The sequence below is a fragment of the Paenibacillus sp. NPDC058071 genome (genome assembly GCF_042885235.1).
GTDB lineage: Bacteria > Bacillota > Bacilli > Paenibacillales > Paenibacillaceae > Pristimantibacillus.
In genome coordinates this window covers 98,802-118,487 of record NZ_JBHVSK010000011.1, presented here as the reverse complement: position 1 = coordinate 118,487, position 19,686 = coordinate 98,802, and the positions used below count along the sequence as shown (strand labels likewise).

Genomic DNA, 19,686 nt, shown 5'->3' with positions numbered 1-19,686 from the left:
GGATTGAAAGGATGTTAAACAATCGGAAGGCTTTTATGCTTGTGGTCCTCGTATGTTTCCTTGTTTTGGCTGCATGCGATAAGAACAATGCGAATGAACATACCTCTGGGACAATTAGCGAAGGGAACGGCGGTGCGCCGGCCTACACTGTCATCGCTAAAGATTTGAAAATTCCATGGTCAATCGCTTTCGATAACGGCGACATTTATATGAGCGAACGTGAAGGTTCAATTGTGAAAGTAGATGCGACAGGAAAATTAACTAGGGAGAGCGTGAAGCTGCACAAGCCGCTGCATGTAGAAGGGGAAGGCGGACTGCTTGGCGTGGTGCTTACGCCTGATTTCAAATCGAGCTCGAAAGCTTTCGCTTACCATACGTACAAGGAAAACGACCAAGTGCTGAACCGGATTGTCGTTCTGAAGCAGACGAAGGGCGGATGGGTCGAGGACAAATCACTGCTGGAAGGCATTCCAGGCTATCAATACCATAATGGAGGAAGACTCGCTATCGGCCCGGATGGGAAGTTGTATGCCACTACCGGCGATTCGGGTGTGGAGGAAAGGGCGCAGCAATTGGACAGCCTGGCAGGGAAAATATTGCGTTTGAACCTGGACGGCTCGGTTCCGGCCGATAATCCATTCCCTGATTCTTACGTTTATTCTTATGGACATCGCAATCCGCAAGGAATTGCCTGGAACGCTCAGGGCGTCATGTATAGCACGGAGCATGGGCCTTCCGGCGACCCGGGCGGCCATGACGAGATTAACCTTATTGTACCGGGAGGCAATTACGGCTGGCCGGATATTATTGGCGATGAAAAGAAGGAAGGCATGATTTCTCCAATCTACCAAACGGGTGAGACGGCGCTTGCTCCTTCTGGAATGGCGATTGATGATGAAGGACGCATTTGGTTTGCTGCGCTGCGCGGCGAAGGCTTGTATCGATTTGACCCTGCTACGGGAAAAATAGACAAGGTTCTGGATGGTGTTGGCAGGCTGCGGGACGTACAAATCCATAACGGCAAAATGTATGTGATTACAAATAATACGGACGGGCGCGGTACGCCGGGTAAGGACGACGATAGACTGCTGCTATTGGGTTGACATGAAACCAAAAGGCTTCCTATAATGAGTGGTGAAAAGGAAACCTTTTGGTTTCTCAATAGAGCTGGGAGGAACATCACCATGAGTAATCAACCAAATGCATTGCCGGATATTCGCCAATCGATCGTGCTGAATGCGCCGATTCAGAAGGTTTGGAATGCGGTGGCGACCGCTGAAGGGATCTCAGCTTGGTTTATGCCAAACAATTTCGAGCCGGTTGTCGGACACGAGTTTCATTTGGAGGCGGGGCCGTTCGGCAAGTCGCCATGCAAAGTGACGGTCATTGATCCGCCGAACCGTTTATCTTTCAGTTGGGGCAAGGATTGGACGCTGACGTTCGAGTTGAAGGAAGAGGAAGGCAGCAAAACAGCGTTTACGCTCATTCACGGCGGCTGGAACGAAGACTCGTTTACGGAATTTGGCGAAGCTCACCGCATCGTTCGCGAAAGAATGGCAGGAGGCTGGGCAAGACTACCGGAAGCGCTGCGAAAGTATGTCGAAGCTTGATCCAACGGCCCGCGAGCCGAAGCATGACGTCTTTCAAGCAATTGCCGATCCGACAAGGCGCAGTCTTCTGGAGCTGCTCGTGGACCGGGAGCTGCCGCTCAATTCGATCAGTGTTAATTATCCGATGAGCCGCACGGCCGTTTCGAAGCATTTGCGAGTGCTTGCCGAGGCTGGGCTGGTGAAGGAACGCAAGGTTGGCCGTGAAACCCGTTATCGGCTGGACGCTGAGCCGCTGCGTGAATTGAAGCGCTGGCTCGCGTACTACGAACGCTTCTGGGAAAATAAGCTGGACGCGCTCAAACGCTTCGTGGAAGCGGAAGAGCCGGCTGATGCGGCAGGGCCGGAGCGGGCAACGGAATCGCCTCCTCTGAAGCTCGCTCCTGCCGAAACGCATCGCGATCGCGATGATAGCTAGAGGACTGCTTTGTGATTAGCTTGAATTGAGATTATCCACATTAAAGCAAGGAAAACATCCCGTCTCACGGTATAAGTGAGGCGGGATGTCTTTTTGTGACGTAAACTCAACCCAATAAATGAGGCGAGTTGCCGAGTGTTTGAGTACGAGTCACAAGAAAGAGACTCGTTCGCCTTTCACATCCAAATGCACTGAGCAAATAACTGCATTTTGGCAGTTATTTGGTCAGCTTTTTGCTGTTTATATGAAATAAGTGCCAAATAGCATTTATTTTTCTATCCAAGATCTAATATCGATAAAATTAGGCGGAATAACTGCATTTTTGCAGTTATTCTCGATAGAATCCGCTTTTCCATACGAAATAAATGCAAAAAAGCAGTTATTACTCAAACGGAGAGATAGGGTGATGCGGATAATCCCCCAAGTTTGCGAGGAAAGTACAGAAAGCACCTTACAGAAGTGAGTTGGCGGCACCAAAATGAGCACGAACACCAGAACGAGCACGAGCACCAGAACGAGCACGAGCACCAGAACGAGCATCAGCATCAGAATGGACACGAGCACCAGAAAGAGCACGAGCATCAGAATGAGCACGAGTACCAGAGTGAACACGAGCACCAGAACGAGCACGAGCATCAGAATGGGCACGAGCATCAGAACGAGCATGAGTACCAGAGTGAACACGAGCACCAGAACGAGCACGAGCATCAGAATGGGCACGAGCATCAGAACGAGCATGAGCACCAGAAAGAGCACCAGAACGAGCACGAACACCAGAATGGGCACGAGCATTAGAGTGAGCACAGAGTGAACCCCAACCCCAACAACAGCATCAACAGCGCTAGCTCCAAACCGTTTTTCAATTAAGACTGGAAAAAGGCGAGCAGGGTGGCATACAATATAGGGATGATAGTCAAGGCACAGCAAGGAGTGAATGACGTGCGTAAAATTATGTTTACAGGCGGCGGATCGGCAGGGCATGTCACGGTCAATCTCGCCCTTATTCCCCGGTTCCTCGAAGAGGGATGGACCGCCCTTTACATAGGCTCGGAAGCTGGCATCGAACGGCAGCTGATCGAACCGCTCGAGCAGGTGAAATATTACGGAATCGCAACGGGCAAGCTGCGCCGTTACCTCGATTGGCAAAACGTAAAGGACCCTTTTAAAGTTATCAAAGGCGCTTTTCAAGCCTATCGGATTATAAAAAAAGAAAAGCCAGACGTCCTCTTCTCCAAAGGTGGCTTCGTCTCGGTTCCAGTCGTATTGGGAGCAAGATTAAACCGGGTGCCGGTGCTGATCCACGAATCGGACTTGACGCCAGGGCTGGCGAATCGTATCGCCATTCCGCTCGCAACAGGCGTATGTACGACTTTCCCGGAGACGGAGCAGCACCTGCCGTCAGGCAAAGCACGCTATGTCGGGGCGGTCATTCGCGAGCAGCTTAAGCAAGGGGATGCTGCACGCGGAAGACGCTTTTGCGGATTTACATCGGCAAAGCCGGTACTGCTCATTATGGGAGGCAGCCTAGGCGCTCGTAAAATCAATCAAACTGTCCGCGAGGCGCTTGGTGCGTTGAGCGAGCAGTACCAAATCGTTCATCTTTGCGGCAAAGGGCAGGTCGACCCGTCTCTTGAATCGACCCGCTACAAGCAATATGAATATATCAATGAGGAGCTGCCAGACGTGTTGGCGATGGCCGACGTTGTGATCTCGCGCGCTGGCTCGAACTCTATTTTCGAATTTCTCTATATGCGCAAGCCGATGCTTCTTATTCCGCTCACGAAAGAGCAGAGCCGAGGAGATCAGCTGCTGAATGCGGAATCGTTCCGCAAAGCCGGTTACTGCGAGGTGCTGCATGAGGAGCGGATGACGGCGGACACGCTTGTCTCGGAAGTTGGACGGCTGCACGCCAACAAAGACAGCTATATCAGCTTAATGCGGCAGGAAGAGCGCAAGGATACGCTGTCGATCTTGTTTGAAATGATAAAAAAAGAAGCGAAACTGCAACAATGATCGGTAAACGGCGATCGTATATCGACGGGACTTCGAATCATTAGGTAACAATCCTAACCATTCATCCATGCTAAGGAAATGAGCCGACTGTGAAGACGTCGCGTACCTCTCGCTGAATGTTCGTCATCTAACTCCAAGAGCGGCGAACCGCGAGAATATGCGCAGCTAACAGAACTTTCAAGACACTCACAGCGGCTGAGCCAGCGGCTGCAAAACTGAAAATAATTGTTCGGAGTGAAGACCGTTCGCGTCTCAAGCAATTTAAGGCTTGAGGTAAGAGCGGTCTTTTTCGTATAATGAGGGGAAATATGAATGGCGATCGTGTCAACCTGCAGGAGGGAAACGAGATGGAGTATATCAGTACCCGCGGCAACATCGGGAAAATCGGTTTTATAGACGCATTTTTGATGGGATTGGCGAATGACGGAGGCTTGCTCGTGCCTAGCGTAATTCCAACCGTCTCGCCGGAAAAGCTGAAGCAATGGCAAGACCTGAGCTACCAAGAGCTGGTTTTGGAGATTTTCGCCGCTTATGTCGACGGTGAAATTCCGCAGGACGATTTGAAGAAGCTCGTCTATGACAGCTATGCAACGTTCCGTGATCCAGAAGTAACGCCGGTGCGCAAGCTGAAGGATGACTTGTACTTGCTGGAGTTGTTCCACGGCCCTACCTTTGCGTTTAAAGATATTGCGCTGCAATTTATGGGCCAACTCTATACGTACGTTTCGCAAAAGCACAACAAAAAAATTCACATTCTCGGCGCGACGTCCGGCGACACCGGCGCATCGGCGATCGAGGGCGTGCGCGGCAAAGATGGCATCAAAATTTGCATTTTGCACCCGAACGGCAAAGTGAGCAAGGTGCAGGAGCTGCAAATGACAACCGTACAGGAAGACAATGTGCTGAACCTGTCGGTGGAAGGCAACTTCGACGATTGCCAGCGCATCATTAAAGAGCTGTTCGCGGATCTCGACTTCAAGGCGAGCAACCATCTGGCGGCGATCAACTCGATCAACTTCGTCCGCATTATGGCGCAAACCGTATACTACTTCTACGCTTACTTCCAAGTAGCAAAGCAGACGGGTGAAGCGAAGCCGGTCAACTTCAGTGTGCCGACGGGCAACTTCGGCGATATTTTTGCAGGCTACTTGGCGAAAAAAATGGGTCTGCCGGTCGGCAAGCTGATTCTTGCGACCAACGAGAACAACATTTTGGAGCGCTTCATCGAAGAGGGCGTGTACAAGCCTGGCGACTTCCGCACGACGTACAGCCCGTCGATGGACATTCAAGTGGCGAGCAACTTCGAACGCTATTTGTACTATGTGCTCGGAGAAGATCCGGCGCAGGTGCGCGAGCTGATGGACGGCTTCAAGCAAAACGGCGAAATCGTCATTTCCAGCGATGTACTCGGCCGCGTTCAAGCTGAGTTCGCCGCATACGGCGTACTAGGACAAGAATGCTTGGATACGATCGGCGCTTACAAATCCGAAACAGGCTATTTGCTTGACCCGCATTCGGCTTGCGGCGTTGCGGCGGCGGACAAACGCAGCGGCGAAGGCGAACTGACGGTATCGCTTGCGACCGCGCATCCGGCCAAGTTCAACGAAGCGATCGAATTGGTCGGCATTGAACAGTCGTTCCCGGAACAAATTCAAGCGCTCTTCGACAAGCCGCAGCGGCAAAAGCTTGTTGACGGCTCGAAAGAAGAGATCGCTCGTGAATTGGTGCAGTTTTATAACGCTTAATGCGACCGACAGGAGCTCCCTGCTCTGCGTGTAGTATCAGATGCAGGAGAATCCCGGCGCGAATGTGCAAAAACCTTCGAGATCTGCGGATGAATGCGCCGATGCAGAGCTCGAAGGTTTTTTGCGCCTTAATCATCGGTATCGGAGGCGGATGGGGGTTATGAGCAGATTTACGGATAAAATCGTTCTCGTTACGGGAGCGGGACAAGGAATCGGACAAGCGGTCGCGCTGGCCTATGCAGAGGAGGGCGCGACGGTGCTTGCGGCGGACCGCAATGGCGAGGCAGTAGAGCGAACAATAAAGTCGATCGTTTCGTCCGGCGGACGCGGGTCGGCCTATACAGTCGATCTCAGCCGCCCGGAGGAGATACATGCGATGTTTGCTTCGATTCGAGAGAACCACGGGAGAATCGACACGCTCATCAACAATGCAGGCCTTTCCTTCTGGAAGTCGCCTTACGACATTACGCTGGAGGAATGGGACTATGTGCTGCACACCAACCTGCGCGGCACATTTCTGTGCGCGCGGGAAGCCGCCCGTCTCATGCGCGAGCATGGCGGAGGCGCTATCGTCAATCTGGCTTCGACAAGGGCGCTCATGTCGGAGCCCGATACGGAAGCTTACGCCGCTTCGAAGGGCGGCATCGTGTCGCTGACGCATGCGCTCGCCGTATCGCTGGCTGAGGACCGGATTCGCGTCAATGCGATCAGTCCCGGTTGGATTGAGACCGGTGATTACGGCAAGCTGCGCAAAGAGGATCACGAACAGCATCCGTCGATGCGCGTCGGCAAGCCTGATGATATCGTTCGCGCCTGCTTCTATTTGACGGACGACGGCAATGATTTTGTGAACGGCGTCAATCTTGTCGTCGACGGCGGCATGACTCGGAAAATGATTTACGAGGAATAAAGCCTATTGATACCTAAAACGGGAAGAACGCAAAGCTGCGTGGTTCGCCAGCTTTAGGCTCTTCCCGTTTTTTTATGCGCGTCTGCTGAATCTACAAAGCTGCTCTGCCATGCTCCCCTGTTCGGATGCGGATCGCGTCGGCGATGTCGGTTACGAATATTTTGCCGTCGCCGACGCTGCCGGTTCGCGCCGCTTCTTTCACCGCCGCGAGCGTTTCCTCATAGAGCTCGTCGCTGATGACGATCTCGATCTTGTTTTTAATAATGAAATCGGTATGGTACTCGACGCCCCGGTACACAGTGCTGACGCCCTTCTGGATGCCTTGGCCGCGCACGTCGCTGATCGTCATCCCTTTTATGCCGATCGCGTGCAGAGCGGCCGTTACACTGCTCAGCTTCTCTGGACGAATAATGATCGTTAGCATTTTCATGGCTGCTTCTACACACCTTTCATTTCCGGGATCGATTGAAGTGCACCTTGTGCGGCGGGGGACGGAGCGATCGGCTTAGGCGCTTCGGTGCTTAACGCCGGGAACGTGTTGTAGGCGTTCTCGCCGTGCAGGCTCAGGTCGAGACCGCTTGTTTCCTGTTCTTCCGTTACTCGCAGAGGGGTGAATAGACCAATTACTTTCAAAATAACGAAGGTGCCGACGGCGGCTAATGCGACGGCGACGAGCACATCGGCCGCCTGAATAAGCACTTGTTGCGGATTGCCGTAGAGAAGCCCGTCGACTCCGGCGGGATTCACTTTTGTGCTGGAGAATATGCCGGTTGCAATCGCGCCCCAAATGCCGCCGATGCCGTGAATGCCGAAAACGTCGAGCGAGTCGTCGTAACGGAGCTTCGCCTTCACCACGTTCAAGCCCCAATAGCAGACGACGCTGGCGATAGCGCCGATTGCAATGGCGGACAGCGTCGAGACGAAACCAGCAGCCGGCGTAATGGCGACGAGGCCAGCGATAACGCCTGTAACGCCTCCGACGAGAGTCGCCTTTTTGCGTAAAATCCATTCCATTGCCATCCACAGTACGCCTCCCGCGGCTGCCGCGACTTGTGTTGTAGCGACCGCGACGCTGGCCAATCCGCCGGATGCCAGGGCGCTGCCTGCGTTAAAGCCGAACCAGCCGAACCAGAGACACATGCCTCCGATCATAAAAAACACGAGGTTATGCGGCGGCGTAGGCTGCTTTGGATAAGTACGCCGCTTGCCCACGACAAGCGCGGCAACGAGCGCACTAACTCCCGACAAAATATGAACGACCGTGCCGCCAGCGAAGTCGAGACCACCCAGCTTCGACAGCCAGCCGCCGCCCCAAGCCCAGTAAGCCATCGGAGCATAGACGAGCGACACCCAGAAGATAGAGAAAATGACCCATACGGAGAAGCGGATCCTCTCGGCGACCGCTCCCGAGATGAGCGCTGTTGTAATAGCAGCGAACATGCCCTGGTAGATTGCAAAGATTAAATGAGGGATCGTCAGCCCTTCTTTTGCCTCCGGACCGACTCCAGCGAAGCCGACATGTTCGAAACCGCCGAACAGGCCGCCGATTCCCGGCCCGAAAGCGAAGCTATACCCCCAAAGCACCCAGACGAGCGTGACGATGACGAATGCGCTTAAGCTGTGCATGACGGTCGACAGGATGTTGCGGTGGCTGACCAGACCGCCGTAGAACAAGGCGAGTCCCGGCATGAACATGAACATAACGAGCACGGTGGCGACGATAATCCAGGTGGTGTCGCCCGTGTCGACAGCTGCCGCGACTTCTCCTTCCGCGAACGCCGTCATCGGCAGCGCTGCCATCGCGGCGGCGATGAGCGAAGTCATAAAGAGTGGTCTCTTAAAGCGTTGGATCAGAGACAGCATAGGTGTTCCCTCCCTAATATTGTGTTATGTATTCTGACGCAATTATCACGCAACACAGTCTGATGACAAACGGATGAATCTCATTATTTGAGAAAGTCTTTTTATTTTACCGCCGGCCAACCTGAGCATGCCCGCTAACAATGCTGAAAAAGACAGATTTTCTCGAATGGTGGGAAACGAAATATGTTTCGTGTTTTCATCCCGATATTCGGGAAACATCAGTTTCTGCACCTTTCATTCATGAGATATCATTGTCATATAAGTTGACATTAAAAATGAAAAGCGAGGGATCATGCATGACTCAATTGTCTGTTACGCTTGCCAATCATCCGTTGGAGCCTTTGTCGCGGGAGGAAATGAAGGCTGCCGTGAAAATTGTGAAAGAACAAATGGAATGGACTACGGCTCATCGCTTCGTCAGCGTTGCTCTAAAGGAGCCGGCGAAGGAGATCGTTCTGGCCTACGACGGCACGCAGCCGTTCGAGCGCGAGGCGCATGTCGTTCTTCTGAACAACGACGATAACGCTACCTATGAAGCCGTCGTGTCGCTGAGCGGCCAAACAGTCGTTTCCTGGATTCACGTTCCCGGCGTGCAGCCGACGATCATGCTTGATGAGCAAGCCGAATGCGAGATCGCGGTTAGGCGAAGCCCGCTCTTTCTGGAGGCGCTGGAGAAGCTCGGTATCGATACGCCGGAGTTTGTCATGGTCGATCTGTGGTCGGCTGGCAATTGGGGAACGGAAGAGGACGCTAATGTCAGGCTTGCCCGCCCGCTCTGCTTCCTGCGAAGCGATGAGAAGGATAACGGCTATGCCCGCCCGCTGCCGCTTGTGCCGATCGTCGACCTCAACCGGATGGAGGTGCTGCGCGTAGAGCAATACGAATACGCAAGCATCCCATCGAAGGCGTTCAACTATACGCCGGACCGGGTTGGACCGCTCCGCAGCCCGGCCAAACCGGTGGAGATTACGCAGCCGGAGGGGCCAAGCTTCGAGATCGACGGTCATGAGATAAGCTGGCAGGATTGGAAGTTCCGGATCGGTTTTAATTCACGGGAAGGGCTGACGCTTCATACCCTTTCGTACAACGATCAAGGGCGGGAGCGCCCAGTGCTGTACCGGGCCGCCTTATCGGAAATGGTCGTGCCTTACGGCGACCCCGGTCCAATTCAGAATCGGAAAAACGCTTTCGACAGCGGCGAATATGGAATTGGACAGTTGGCAAATAGCTTGGAGCTTGGCTGCGACTGCGTAGGGTACATCAAATATTTCGACGGCGTCATGACCGACAGCAAAGGCGAGCTGTTCGTCATCAAGAACGCAATCTGCATGCATGAGGAAGACTTCGGCATCTTATGGAAGCATACGGATTGGCGGACGAATGAGGTCGAGGTGAGACGTTCGCGCAGGCTGGTCGTATCCTCGATTTCCACCGTGGCGAACTATGAATACGGTTTTTTCTGGTATCTGTATCAGGACGGCAACATCGAGTTCGAAGTTAAGCTCACCGGCATTTTATCGACGGCTGGACTGCATCCCGGCGAAACGCCGAAGTACGGCAATTTGGTCGGACCCGAACTGTATGCGCCGAATCATCAGCATTTTTTCAATGTCCGGCTTGATCTGCAAATCGACGGCAGTCAAAACTCAGTCTACGAGGTCAATGTCGTGCCGGAGGAACTGGGCGAGCATAACCCGCGCGAGAATGCGTTCTATGCGAAGTCGACGTTGCTCGAGACGGAGTTGCAGGCCAGACGGGATATAAAGCTGGAGACGGCAAGATATTGGAAGTTTGTAAACGATAATGTGAAAAATGAGCTGGGCCAGTCCGTCGGTTATAAAATCGTAACCGGCGAAAACTGTTTCCCATTCGCTTCGGACAATTCCAGCCTGCTGAAACGGGCCGGTTTTATTAAGCATCATTTGTGGGTGACGCCTTACGACGAGAATGAAATGTACGCCTCGGGCAAGTATCCGAATCAGCACATTGGAGGCGACGGCTTATCCGCCTGGGCGGAGAAAGACCGCGATGTTAAAAATAAAGACATCGTTGTCTGGTACACGATGGGCCATACGCATGTGCCCCGTCCCGAGGACTGGCCGGTTATGCCTGCCGCCTATATTGGCTTTATGCTGAAGCCGGTTAGTTTCTTCAATCAAAGCCCGGCGATTAACCTGCCGTCTCAGCCGAAGAAAAGCTATTGCAGCAGCTCAGTGAAAGCAGACGGCTGCCAAAGCTGAGCGGCGGCCGATTGCGATACGAAGCCGATAGCCGCCGCTCCTGCGCTTACTGCGCTTACTGCGCTTACTGCGCCTACTGCGCATACTGCGCCCGCGCAGGCTCGGGCTAACAAACTTCCGCATGTCGATGAAGGAGGAGAGAGTCATACCGATCAAGCTCAGATGGAAGCCGCTCAGCGTGCAGTCCAAATATACGTTGTTATCCGCGTTATCGCTTCTCGGGGTTACCGTTCTGCATTTGCTACACTGGCTTTCTCTGCCGCTGCTGATGGAGGCGGCGACCGGCGTTCAGGCGGATATGCAAGGACATGGGCATCATCATGGTGCTGGGGGGACGCAGCAGCTAAGTCCGTATGTTCTCGCGCTGTACGCAGTCAACCTGGTAAGCATGTACTTCGCCGTTCGCCAGCTTTACGCGGCAATTGTGAAACGGGGAGCGAAACGAGGCTCCGGCGGCCTATGGCATACGGCCGTTTGCAGCATCGTTTCGCTGTTGGCGCTAGCTATGGGAATCTATACTTTTTTGTCCCTTTAAGAGGTTGTACCCAGCTTCATCCAACCTGCTTGGTGCTGAAAACCGGACTTTTTGAACACGCACTATAATGGAAAAAAATCACCGCAAAGGGATTGCGGAAAGGCAATGAATAGTTTAATAATAGACATAAGTCAGTTATGTTATAAAATCTAACATGAGTCCGATTCGTTTGCGGGGGTGCCGCCATGTCCGTGATCACAAAAGCGATAGCCATTTTGGATTACCTGGTTCCGCAGGGCAACGAGAAGGAAGTCAGCGTGACGGAAATTAGCAGAGAGTTGGAAATGCCCGTGCAAAGCGTACACCGTATCCTCGGCTCGCTCGCCGATCACGGATTCGTATCGCAGAACAGCCGAACCAAGAAATATAAATTAGGGTTGTCGGTAATGAAGTACGGGTTTCTGATGTGGGATAGCCTGATGCTCCGTTCGGTCGCCCGTCCTTTCATGGAAGAGCTGTCCCGGGTGACGAAGGAGACCGTCTATTTAGCAACGCGTGAAAATACGGAAGGCGTCTATATCGACAACATCGACTCCCCGCAAATTTTGAAAATATCCGAACCGATCGGGCTGCGCCTGCCGCTGTTTATCGGCGCATCTAACCGGGTCATGTTGGCCTATTTGCCGAAAAGAACGCGGGACGCGCTGCTGAGCGACGTCGAATGGGAGAAGATCCCGTCGCTCAAGCCGCTTAGTCGATCCTACATAGAGAAGGATATCGAGCTGATTCGCGAGCAAGGCTACTCAATGACGTCCGGCGAGGCGACAGAAGGAACGAGCGGTATTGGGGCGCCGATCTTTTCTTACGAAAATACGGTCATCGGCTCGCTCAATTGCGCCGGCCCATCGATTCGGTTTACCCCGGAAAACGTCGAAAAATACAGCTATTACGTGAAAAAGTACGCCGCTCTGATCTCCAAAGAGCTTGGCTACCGCAATTTGTATCAGGTTCGCGAATAATTTTTTTGGAAAAAGTGTTACGTTTAGGGTCCGTCGGGCGTCTTATTAGTAAGTGGGTCTGCTCGCTGCATTTTGCGGAGTGAGGAGCAGGTCTCGAAGACGAAGAAAGCGGCGGTGGCAAGGATGGAACGGAGTGGCAGACTGGAGCGGTTAAGGGAGATTGAAATTATGAGTTATCGGCTTTGCTATGGGCTGCTCCAATCGGAGGGACTGGCCCATGAAGCAGCCAAAGAACTGCTGCTCCGTATCTATCGCGACGAGCGGCTGCTCCGTCCGACCGCTGAAGCCTGCCTGGCGAAGCTGCTGCGAAGCGAAGCGGTTGCGGTATGCCGCCGATATATGGCAGGCAGTGTTGCGGCCGTACGCTAACCGCAGTAGAGCTTTGCAGGCATAATTGGAGGCATCGTCTACACAAAGTCCCTATACGAGACAACAGCGGCTGACCATATACGGCAGCCGCTGTTGTTGTCCCTCTATCTATTTATATATCTTTCTATCTATGCAAGTAGGGCTTCAGCTTGCACAGGGCTATTATAGCGACGGAGCGGATAATCCGAATGCTTCGGCCAGCAATCTATAGGATTTGACTCTGGCTTCAAAAGAATGGATCGAGCTCATAACGAGCACCTCGTCGGCGTTATACTGCAACGCCAGATGAAGGATACCGGCTTTCACCTGTTCCGGCGTGCCTACGATACGCCGTTCTCTCGCTCGGTTAATCCGCATTAAGTCGGTTTCCGTATAAGGGTAATCCTGCGCTGTCCGGACCGAAGGGAAGAAGTGCTGATCAATGCCGCTTTCCAGCAGCAGGAAGAACAGATCAGTGCTGAGCGCAAGCTGGTTCGCTTCCTCCTCGGTATCCGCGCAAATCGCAAGGACGGCGATCATCGAGCGCGGACGATCGTTCGAGATAGAAGGCTGGAAATGCTCTTGATAGTGCTTCATAGCCGCTTCGCCGCCCGGCGTTCCGAAAAACTGCGCGAACGAGAATGCCGTTCCGAGCTGAGCCGCGATTCGGGCGCTCTCGAAGCTCGAGCCGAGCAGCCAAACCTCCGGCGGCTCCTCAATAGCGGGCGCGGCGTGAAGCCCCGCGAAGGGGTGCCCGTCCGGCAGCTTGCCGTGCAAATATCCGACGAAATCTATAATTTGCTGTGGATATTTGCTAATATCGACGTATTTATTTTCCTGCAGCGCTCTAGTCGCGATCGGCATGCCTCCTGGCGCCCGCCCGAAGCCGGCGTCGATTCGTCCGGGATGAAGCGCTTGAAGCAGCTTGAAATTTTCCGCTACTTTATAGGAACTGTAGTGAGGAAGCATGACGCCTCCTGATCCGACTCGAATTCGTTTTGTAGCGGCCGCAATGTGAGCGATTAATATTTCGGGAGTGGAGAAAGAGAGCATGCGGCTTGCGTGATGCTCAGAAATCCAGTAGCGCTCGTAGCCGAGTTTCTCGACTTCCTGAGCCAATTTGGTCGTATCGGCAAGAGCGTCCGAAGCCCGCTGGCCTTCCCCAATATGGGACTGGTCCAATATGCCCAGCTTGATCATCGATTAGCACCTCCAAAGGAATAAAACAGCGAAATAACTGTTATTTTTTTAGTTACACTTATGAGTATACAGGAACGGAATCGAAAAAGCTTGTCCGATAAGGAAGAAAGCTCTTGTCATCATGCGCAAAATCGGCTCAAATATTGACTTGACGCGCTATAAAGGTTATTATTACACAATCGCGAATCTTGAACAGTAAGGGTGAAGATCTTGAATTCGAAACTTCAAATTAAGAGCGTAACCTTGGCCGACAAAGACCTCAAATCCGGTTTGTACCAGTACATCATGACGCTTGGCGACGGCTCTAGAGCCAGATTGTTCTACAGCAATTCGCCCGAGTGGAAGCTGACTGGCGTTACGCGCATGTTGAACGTGCCTTGCCCGCTATGTCGGAAAGACTACTATTGCGGCTGTTTCGAAAAAAATGCGGATCAATTCGAGCGTCAAATTCTCGAACAAGATTTGATTCCGGCATCGTTGAGAAGCTAATTCCGCTTTGACGTATGGCAAAGGGGCTGCCGTCCCGATCCACTTAGGATCGAGACGGCAGCCCCTTTGTTTCATTTTAGACAATAAAGGTTACTCCTCATAGGTTCGGAGCACGATGACCGCGTTGTGTCCTCCGAAGCCGAACGAGTTGGACAAGCCGACGCGAAGTCCGGCTTCGCGGGAAGCGCCCGGCACATAGTCGAGATCGCATGCCGGATCAGCAGTCACCAAATTAATCGTTGGCGTAATCAAGTTATGCCGGAGCATTTGGACGAGAGCGACCGCTTCGGCGGCGCTTGAAGCGCCAAGCATATGACCGGTCATCGATTTATTGGCGGTAACCGGAATACGTGAGGCATGGTCGCCAAATAATCGTTTTATAGCCGCCGTTTCGGAACGGTCGCCGATGACGGTGCTCGTCGCATGCGCGCTGATCACGTCGACTTCGGACGGATCGACGCCGGCGTCGGCCAGCGCCAGCTTCATTGCGAGATAAGCTCCGTTGCCGTCCGGGTGAGTCGCTACCATATGGTAGGCATCGGAGCTTGCGCCATAGCCCAGCACCTCGGCGTAAATGACTGCGCCGCGCTTCTTGGCATGAGAAAGCGACTCCAGTACCAGAATGCCTGCTCCCTCCGCCATAACAAACCCGTCCCGATCCGCATCAAACGGGCGGCTGGCCTGTTCAGGCTCATCGTTGCGCGTCGATAATGCAGTTGCGTTGCCGAAGCTGGCCAGCGCGATATCGGTAACGGCGGCTTCCGTGCCGCCCGCTAGGACGACGTCGGCGCCGCCTGTACGGATCAGCCTGGCCGCTTCTCCGATTGCCGTATTGCCAATTGAGCAGGCGGTGACAGGCGACATTGTCGGCCCTGTCGTTCCATATTTGATGCTGATCATGGCTGCGGCCATATTCGTAATCATCATCGGAACGAGCGTTGGGCTTATTCGTTCCGGCCCGCGCTCTTGCAGAAGATTTGCTTGGTCCACCAGCGTCTGAATACCGCCGGTGCCCGATCCAATATAGACACCGATTCGCTCAGGCGAAACCGAAGAATTGCCGTTCGCGTCGCTCAGCCCTGCATCGGCCCATGCCTGATCGGCAGCGGCGACGGCGAAATGGCAAAACCGGTCCATCCGCCGGGCTTCTTTACGCCCGAGCAAAGCTTCCGCGTCAAAGTTTTGGACAAGCCCCGCGATTTTAGATTTATGTCTAGCAACATCGAATGTATCGATAGCCTTAATCCCCGATTTTCCGTTCGATAATCCATCCCAGAACTGCTCTACTGAATTGCCTAGCGGAGATACGATCCCCATGCCTGTAATAACCACTCTTTCCATCAGGTAACCCTCCTAAAATAAACGAAATGATCTTCAACTTCTACCCTTGCACATAGGTGATAATCGATATATTGTCATGTATATTATCCTATTACAAGTTATAGTTTATACTGGTATAAGGACTAACAGGATAAATCGGAACGGCAGTCTGTATCAGCGAGGACAGGCTGCTGATCGCATACGAGAGAAAAGAGAGGGGCACGAGCCGGTATGAACCATCAAGCGAGACTTCAAGCATTGTCGCTATTTCTGAAAACGCAGAGGGAGAAGCTTGCCCCCGAGGATGTGGGCCTCCCAGCAGGAGGCCGCAGGAGAACGCCTGGTCTTCGGCGTGAGGAGGTTGCTCAACTGGCAGGCGTCAGCACGACCTGGTACACATGGCTGGAGCAGGGCAGGGATATCCGCGTTTCCAGCTCTGTGCTGGACTGCATCGCTACAGCGCTGCGCCTTAGCATCGACGAGCGGAAATATTTGTATGCGCTAGCGATGGAAGGGGGCGTTCCTGCTGAGCCGCTGAAAGAGGCGAGGCCGGAGATGACGCCGTCTCTGCAGCGCATTTTGCAGGAGCTTCAATACTGTCCAACTATTGTAACGGATAGACATTACGATATTGTCGGCTGGAATGCGGCCGCCGCGCATGTTTTTCTCGATTTCGAGCAGGTTCCGCAAGCCCAGCGCAACATGATCCGGCTGCTGTTTACGAGAAAGGAATTGAAACGGCTTGCCGTCAATTGGGAGCATTTTACGAGCGGCTTCTTGGCGATCTTCCGCGCGTATTACGGCCAATACGTGGAAGACGACTGGTACGAGCGCTTTCTGGACGAAATGAAGGAGGCGAGCCCCGAATTCGATAAGCTCTGGAAACAAAGCGAGGTCAAATCAGCGCCGGAGGTGCTGATCGAATTTCGTCACTCCAAAGCAGGCAAAATGCTGTTCCATCTGACATCGCTTGCGGTGCAGGGCAGCGGCGATTTGCGCTGCAGCATTTATACGCCAGCCCCCGATTCGTCGACCGAGGCGAAGCTTGAGCGATTAATGCAGCGGCCGTGAAGCGAGCGCTTTTCCCTACATGCCTACATGTGCGTTACGGCACCAAAAGCTTCTCGTCCGTTCGCAGCATAACGGAGGCGGCGCATCAGGTGTGCAATCGCCGCCATCGTGCTGCGTCCTGACGCACGGCGCCTTCGGTGCCATAATGCGCGCTGGGAGAAGCGCGCGATCAACTTCGGTTATTTTTGAGCCGGTTTGGATATAATCTGTCATGTCATAAATATGGATGATGGAGGAAAAAGCAATGAAGCTGCAGCATAAAGTGGCGATTGTTACGGGAGGCGCAAGCGGCATCGGGCTGGAAACCGTCAAGCTGTTCGTTCGCGAAGGAGCGAAGGCGGTCATTGCCGATTTTGCCGAGCAAGGCCAAGAGGTTGCCGAACAATTGAAGAAGGAAGGCTTCGAGGCGCATTTTGTGAAAACCGACGTCACGCGTGAAGATGATGTGAAAAAGATGGTGGAGGAGACGGTTGAAAAATATGGCCGCGTCGACATTCTTTTTGCTAATGCCGGCATTGCGAAGGATGCCAAAGGCGACGAATTGAGCCTTGAAGCGTGGCAGCGGACCGTCGATATTAATTTGACCGGCGTATTTCTGAGCGATAAATACGTCATTGAACAAATGCTGAAACAGGGCGAGGGTGGAGCTATCGTCAACTGCGGCTCGATCCACAGCCATGTCGGCAAAGGAAGCGTAACGGCTTATGCCGCGGCTAAAGGCGGCGTTAAGCTGCTGACGCAAACGCTTGGCATCGATTATGCCAAGGACGGCATTCGGGTGAACGCCGTATGCCCTGGCTATATCGATACGCCGCTGCTCAGCAAGCTGAGCGACGCGGTAAAACAGCATCTGATTGGCTTGCATCCGATTGGCAGATTGGGCAGGCCAGAAGAGATTGCTAAAGCGGTTCTGTTTCTAGCGAGCGAGGATGCTTCCTTCGTTACCGGGACAAGCATCCTCGTCGACGGCGGTTATACGGCCCAATAAAACGTGCCGAGCGAGGCAGCGCCGTAATAAAATCGTCCGCCCATCTTAAATTTCGGACGGCGTCTGGATGCCTAACAGGCTCATGCCGTCTCGCAGGCATGAGCCAGCCGCATTTGCAAGCGCCAGCCGGAAGGAGCGTTCGTCGGCATTATCTGCAAGGATGCGGTGACGATGATAGAAACGGTTGAACGTTTGCGCCAAATCGACCAAATATTTGGCCAAGACCGAAGGCTCGCAGCGCTCAGCGGATGCCGCGAGAACGGCGGGATAATCGAGAACGGCGGTAATCAGCTGCCACGCAGAATCGTCCTCGGCATATTGGAAGGCTTCGTCTGCAAGAGCGGCGAACGACCGATCTCCCGGCGCTGCTCCTGCGAGGCCTTCTTCATCCGCTGCTTTCGCCTGCAGCCGCTGAATCCGGGCGTAAGCATATTGGACATAGGGGCCGGTTTCGCCGTCAAAACTGACGATTTCCTCGAGCTGAAAGTCGACTGGAAGCGTACGCGTATGCAGCAGATCGCTAAACACGACAGCGCCGATGCCGACCGCTTCAGCAACTGCTTCCTTATCCGCAAGAGCTGGATTCTTCTCTTCAATCTTCAACCGGGCATGGCCGACAGCCTCGTTCAGCACATCCTCCAAAAACACCACTTGCCCTTTGCGCGTCGACATTTTCGTCCCGTTCAGACGCATCAGCCCGAATGGAATATGCTTGCAGCGGGCCGCCCACTCCAAGCCCATCTTCTCCAGCACGAGAAACAGCTGTCTGAAGTGCAGGCTTTGCTCAGCTCCGACGACATAAAGCAGCTCATCGCCGCCCATTTCTTCATGGCGATAAATGGCGGTGGCGAGATCGCGGGTCGCATAGATCGACGTACCGTCCGATTTCTTGATAATAGCGGGCGGCAAGCCTTCCTCGTCCAGCCGGACGACCATCGCCCCTTCGCTTTCCTCCAGCAGCCCCTGGCGGTCCAGCTCTTGTACGACGGCATCCATCTTGTCGTTGTAGAAGCTTTCGCCTAGTACATGATCGAAATGAACACCAAGCCGGTCATACAGCTTCTGGAACGCTGCTTTGCTGTCGCCGGCAAACTTGTTCCAGTGCCGCAGCGCTTCATCGTCGCCTGCTTCCAGCTTGGCGAACCACGCTCTAGCGGCCGTCTCGAGCTCTGGACGTTGCTCGGCTTCCCGATGAAATTGAACGTACAAGTCCAAATATCCTTTAATCGGGTCGTTCGCGATCGTTGCGTCGTCGCCCCATTCCAAGTAAGCGGCGATCATTTTGCCGAACTGTGTTCCCCAGTCGCCGAGATGATTGACGTTGACTGTTTCATATCCGACTTTGGCGAGCAGCCGGTACAGGGCGTTGCCGATCATCGTCGAGCGCAGGTGGCCGATTCCGAACGGCTTTGCGATATTCGGCGAAGACATGTCGATGATGACACGTTTGCCGTCGCCGAGATTGGGAGCTTCGGGCAAGCCGTCCTGCAGCCCGGACAAGCCGATTTTCGCCGCAGCTGTGCGGCGGAGGGCGAAATTCAAGTAAGGGCCGGCGGCTGTCGCTGTCCAGTACTCGCTTTGCGCAAGCGGCGCAAGCTCGGCTGCCAGTTGAGCGGGGCTTTTTCTTTGCACTTTGGCAAGCGTAAAGCAAGGAAAGGCGATATCGCCGTGAGCAAGATTGGCGGGCACCTCCAGCAGCCGTTGAACGTCCAGTTCACTCAGCGGGATGATTGCCGATAGCTGTGCCGCAATTTTTGATTTAAACATGTTCTGAACACCAGCCTTTTCGTAAGGTAGAGGCACGAGAGAACGCAAAAAAGCCCGTCTCCTGGAAGAGACGGGCTTGATTCCCGCGGTGCCACTCTTGTTGCCCGGCAAACGGCCGATTGACCGGCGCGGGCTTCTTTTTCGTCGTAACGGTACTGAACCGGGCAGGCCTACTAAAAATCATTCGTTCGGCAAGCCATCTCCCGGGTCCTC

19 protein-coding genes and 1 other annotated feature (1 of these 20 cut by a window edge) are annotated in these 19,686 nt (G+C 53.7%); of the genes, 13 read left to right on the top strand and 6 right to left on the bottom strand.

Annotated features, from left to right (window positions below):
• The first annotated feature begins 11 nt into the window (after positions 1–11).
• From ACFVTB_RS18730 to ACFVTB_RS18720, 3 genes are all read left to right on the top strand, one after another.
• Positions 12–1,103: a PQQ-dependent sugar dehydrogenase gene (locus tag ACFVTB_RS18730; protein WP_387752356.1), complete on the top strand. Its 1,092-nt coding sequence runs from the start codon at positions 12–14 to the stop codon at positions 1,101–1,103.
• Positions 1,104–1,184: 81 nt separating this feature from the next.
• Positions 1,185–1,610 carry an SRPBCC family protein gene (locus ACFVTB_RS18725; protein ID WP_387752353.1) on the top strand — a complete coding sequence of 142 codons (426 nt, stop codon included), beginning with the start codon at positions 1,185–1,187 and terminating at the stop codon, positions 1,608–1,610.
• A complete protein-coding gene (locus ACFVTB_RS18720; RefSeq protein ID WP_387752352.1) occupies positions 1,597–2,025 on the top strand; it encodes an ArsR/SmtB family transcription factor in 429 nt (142 codons plus the stop codon). The genes ACFVTB_RS18725 and ACFVTB_RS18720 overlap by 14 nt, the downstream gene beginning before the upstream one ends.
• 267 nt (positions 2,026–2,292) lie before the next feature.
• Here ACFVTB_RS18720 and ACFVTB_RS18715 read toward each other — a convergent pair whose 3' ends face one another.
• Complete coding sequence (locus tag ACFVTB_RS18715) at positions 2,293–2,829, bottom strand: hypothetical protein (RefSeq protein WP_387752350.1); 537 nt, start codon at positions 2,827–2,829, stop codon at positions 2,293–2,295.
• Positions 2,830–2,931: 102 nt separating this feature from the next.
• On the opposite strand from ACFVTB_RS18715, the gene ACFVTB_RS18710 reads away from it, so the two are divergent.
• The 3 genes from ACFVTB_RS18710 to ACFVTB_RS18700 all read left to right on the top strand — a co-directional run bounded on the left by ACFVTB_RS18710 (position 2,932) and on the right by ACFVTB_RS18700 (position 6,693).
• Positions 2,932–4,038: an undecaprenyldiphospho-muramoylpentapeptide beta-N-acetylglucosaminyltransferase gene (locus ACFVTB_RS18710; RefSeq protein WP_387752347.1), complete on the top strand. Its 1,107-nt coding sequence runs from the start codon at positions 2,932–2,934 to the stop codon at positions 4,036–4,038.
• Positions 4,039–4,385: 347 nt separating this feature from the next.
• A complete protein-coding gene (thrC, locus tag ACFVTB_RS18705; RefSeq protein ID WP_387752344.1) occupies positions 4,386–5,783 on the top strand; it encodes a threonine synthase in 1,398 nt (465 codons plus the stop codon).
• A 160-nt stretch (positions 5,784–5,943) separates the two neighbouring features.
• Positions 5,944–6,693 carry an SDR family NAD(P)-dependent oxidoreductase gene (locus ACFVTB_RS18700; RefSeq protein WP_387752342.1) on the top strand — a complete coding sequence of 250 codons (750 nt, stop codon included), beginning with the start codon at positions 5,944–5,946 and terminating at the stop codon, positions 6,691–6,693.
• A gap of 91 nt (positions 6,694–6,784) precedes the next feature.
• Here the strand turns inward: ACFVTB_RS18700 and ACFVTB_RS18695 are convergent, their stop codons facing one another.
• Positions 6,785–7,123 (bottom strand): P-II family nitrogen regulator, encoded by a 339-nt coding sequence (locus ACFVTB_RS18695; protein WP_387752339.1) that lies wholly within the window; start codon positions 7,121–7,123, stop codon positions 6,785–6,787.
• A gap of 8 nt (positions 7,124–7,131) precedes the next feature.
• Positions 7,132–8,493 carry an ammonium transporter gene (locus ACFVTB_RS18690; protein WP_387752561.1) on the bottom strand — a complete coding sequence of 454 codons (1,362 nt, stop codon included), beginning with the start codon at positions 8,491–8,493 and terminating at the stop codon, positions 7,132–7,134.
• Between the two features lie 359 nt (positions 8,494–8,852).
• Between ACFVTB_RS18690 and ACFVTB_RS18685 the strand changes: the two genes are divergently transcribed.
• The 4 genes from ACFVTB_RS18685 to ACFVTB_RS18670 all read left to right on the top strand — a co-directional run bounded on the left by ACFVTB_RS18685 (position 8,853) and on the right by ACFVTB_RS18670 (position 12,659).
• On the top strand, positions 8,853–10,796 hold the full coding sequence (locus tag ACFVTB_RS18685; RefSeq protein ID WP_387752337.1) for a primary-amine oxidase: 1,944 nt from the start codon (positions 8,853–8,855) through the stop codon (positions 10,794–10,796).
• A 121-nt stretch (positions 10,797–10,917) separates the two neighbouring features.
• Positions 10,918–11,331: a hypothetical protein gene (locus tag ACFVTB_RS18680; RefSeq protein ID WP_387752334.1), complete on the top strand. Its 414-nt coding sequence runs from the start codon at positions 10,918–10,920 to the stop codon at positions 11,329–11,331.
• A gap of 185 nt (positions 11,332–11,516) precedes the next feature.
• Positions 11,517–12,290, top strand: coding sequence for an IclR family transcriptional regulator (locus ACFVTB_RS18675; protein WP_387752332.1), 774 nt, complete (start codon positions 11,517–11,519; stop codon positions 12,288–12,290).
• Between the two features lie 168 nt (positions 12,291–12,458).
• On the top strand, positions 12,459–12,659 hold the full coding sequence (locus tag ACFVTB_RS18670) for a hypothetical protein (protein ID WP_387752329.1): 201 nt from the start codon (positions 12,459–12,461) through the stop codon (positions 12,657–12,659).
• 162 nt (positions 12,660–12,821) lie between these two features.
• Here ACFVTB_RS18670 and ACFVTB_RS18665 read toward each other — a convergent pair whose 3' ends face one another.
• On the bottom strand, positions 12,822–13,838 hold the full coding sequence (locus ACFVTB_RS18665) for an LLM class flavin-dependent oxidoreductase (protein WP_387752327.1): 1,017 nt from the start codon (positions 13,836–13,838) through the stop codon (positions 12,822–12,824).
• Positions 13,839–14,048: 210 nt separating this feature from the next.
• Here ACFVTB_RS18665 and ACFVTB_RS18660 point away from each other — a divergent pair, with 210 nt between their 5' ends.
• The gene (locus ACFVTB_RS18660; protein WP_387752324.1) at positions 14,049–14,327 is read left to right on the top strand and encodes a hypothetical protein; all 279 of its coding nucleotides are present in this window, start codon (positions 14,049–14,051) and stop codon (positions 14,325–14,327) included.
• A gap of 90 nt (positions 14,328–14,417) precedes the next feature.
• Here ACFVTB_RS18660 and fabF read toward each other — a convergent pair whose 3' ends face one another.
• Positions 14,418–15,668 (bottom strand): beta-ketoacyl-ACP synthase II, encoded by a 1,251-nt coding sequence (gene fabF, locus ACFVTB_RS18655; protein WP_387752321.1) that lies wholly within the window; start codon positions 15,666–15,668, stop codon positions 14,418–14,420.
• Between the two features lie 210 nt (positions 15,669–15,878).
• Between fabF and ACFVTB_RS18650 the strand changes: the two genes are divergently transcribed.
• Together ACFVTB_RS18650 and ACFVTB_RS18645 are read left to right on the top strand one after the other, a co-directional pair.
• Positions 15,879–16,718, top strand: a complete 840-nt coding sequence (locus tag ACFVTB_RS18650) for a helix-turn-helix transcriptional regulator (protein WP_387752318.1) — start codon at positions 15,879–15,881, stop codon at positions 16,716–16,718.
• A gap of 244 nt (positions 16,719–16,962) precedes the next feature.
• Positions 16,963–17,706: an SDR family NAD(P)-dependent oxidoreductase gene (locus ACFVTB_RS18645; protein ID WP_387752315.1), complete on the top strand. Its 744-nt coding sequence runs from the start codon at positions 16,963–16,965 to the stop codon at positions 17,704–17,706.
• A 45-nt stretch (positions 17,707–17,751) separates the two neighbouring features.
• On the opposite strand, the gene argS is transcribed toward ACFVTB_RS18645, so the two are convergent.
• Positions 17,752–19,473 carry an arginine--tRNA ligase gene (gene argS / locus ACFVTB_RS18640; RefSeq protein ID WP_387752312.1) on the bottom strand — a complete coding sequence of 574 codons (1,722 nt, stop codon included), beginning with the start codon at positions 19,471–19,473 and terminating at the stop codon, positions 17,752–17,754.
• 63 nt (positions 19,474–19,536) lie between these two features.
• Positions 19,537–19,686: a binding site (T-box leader), on the bottom strand (it continues 88 nt past the right edge of the window).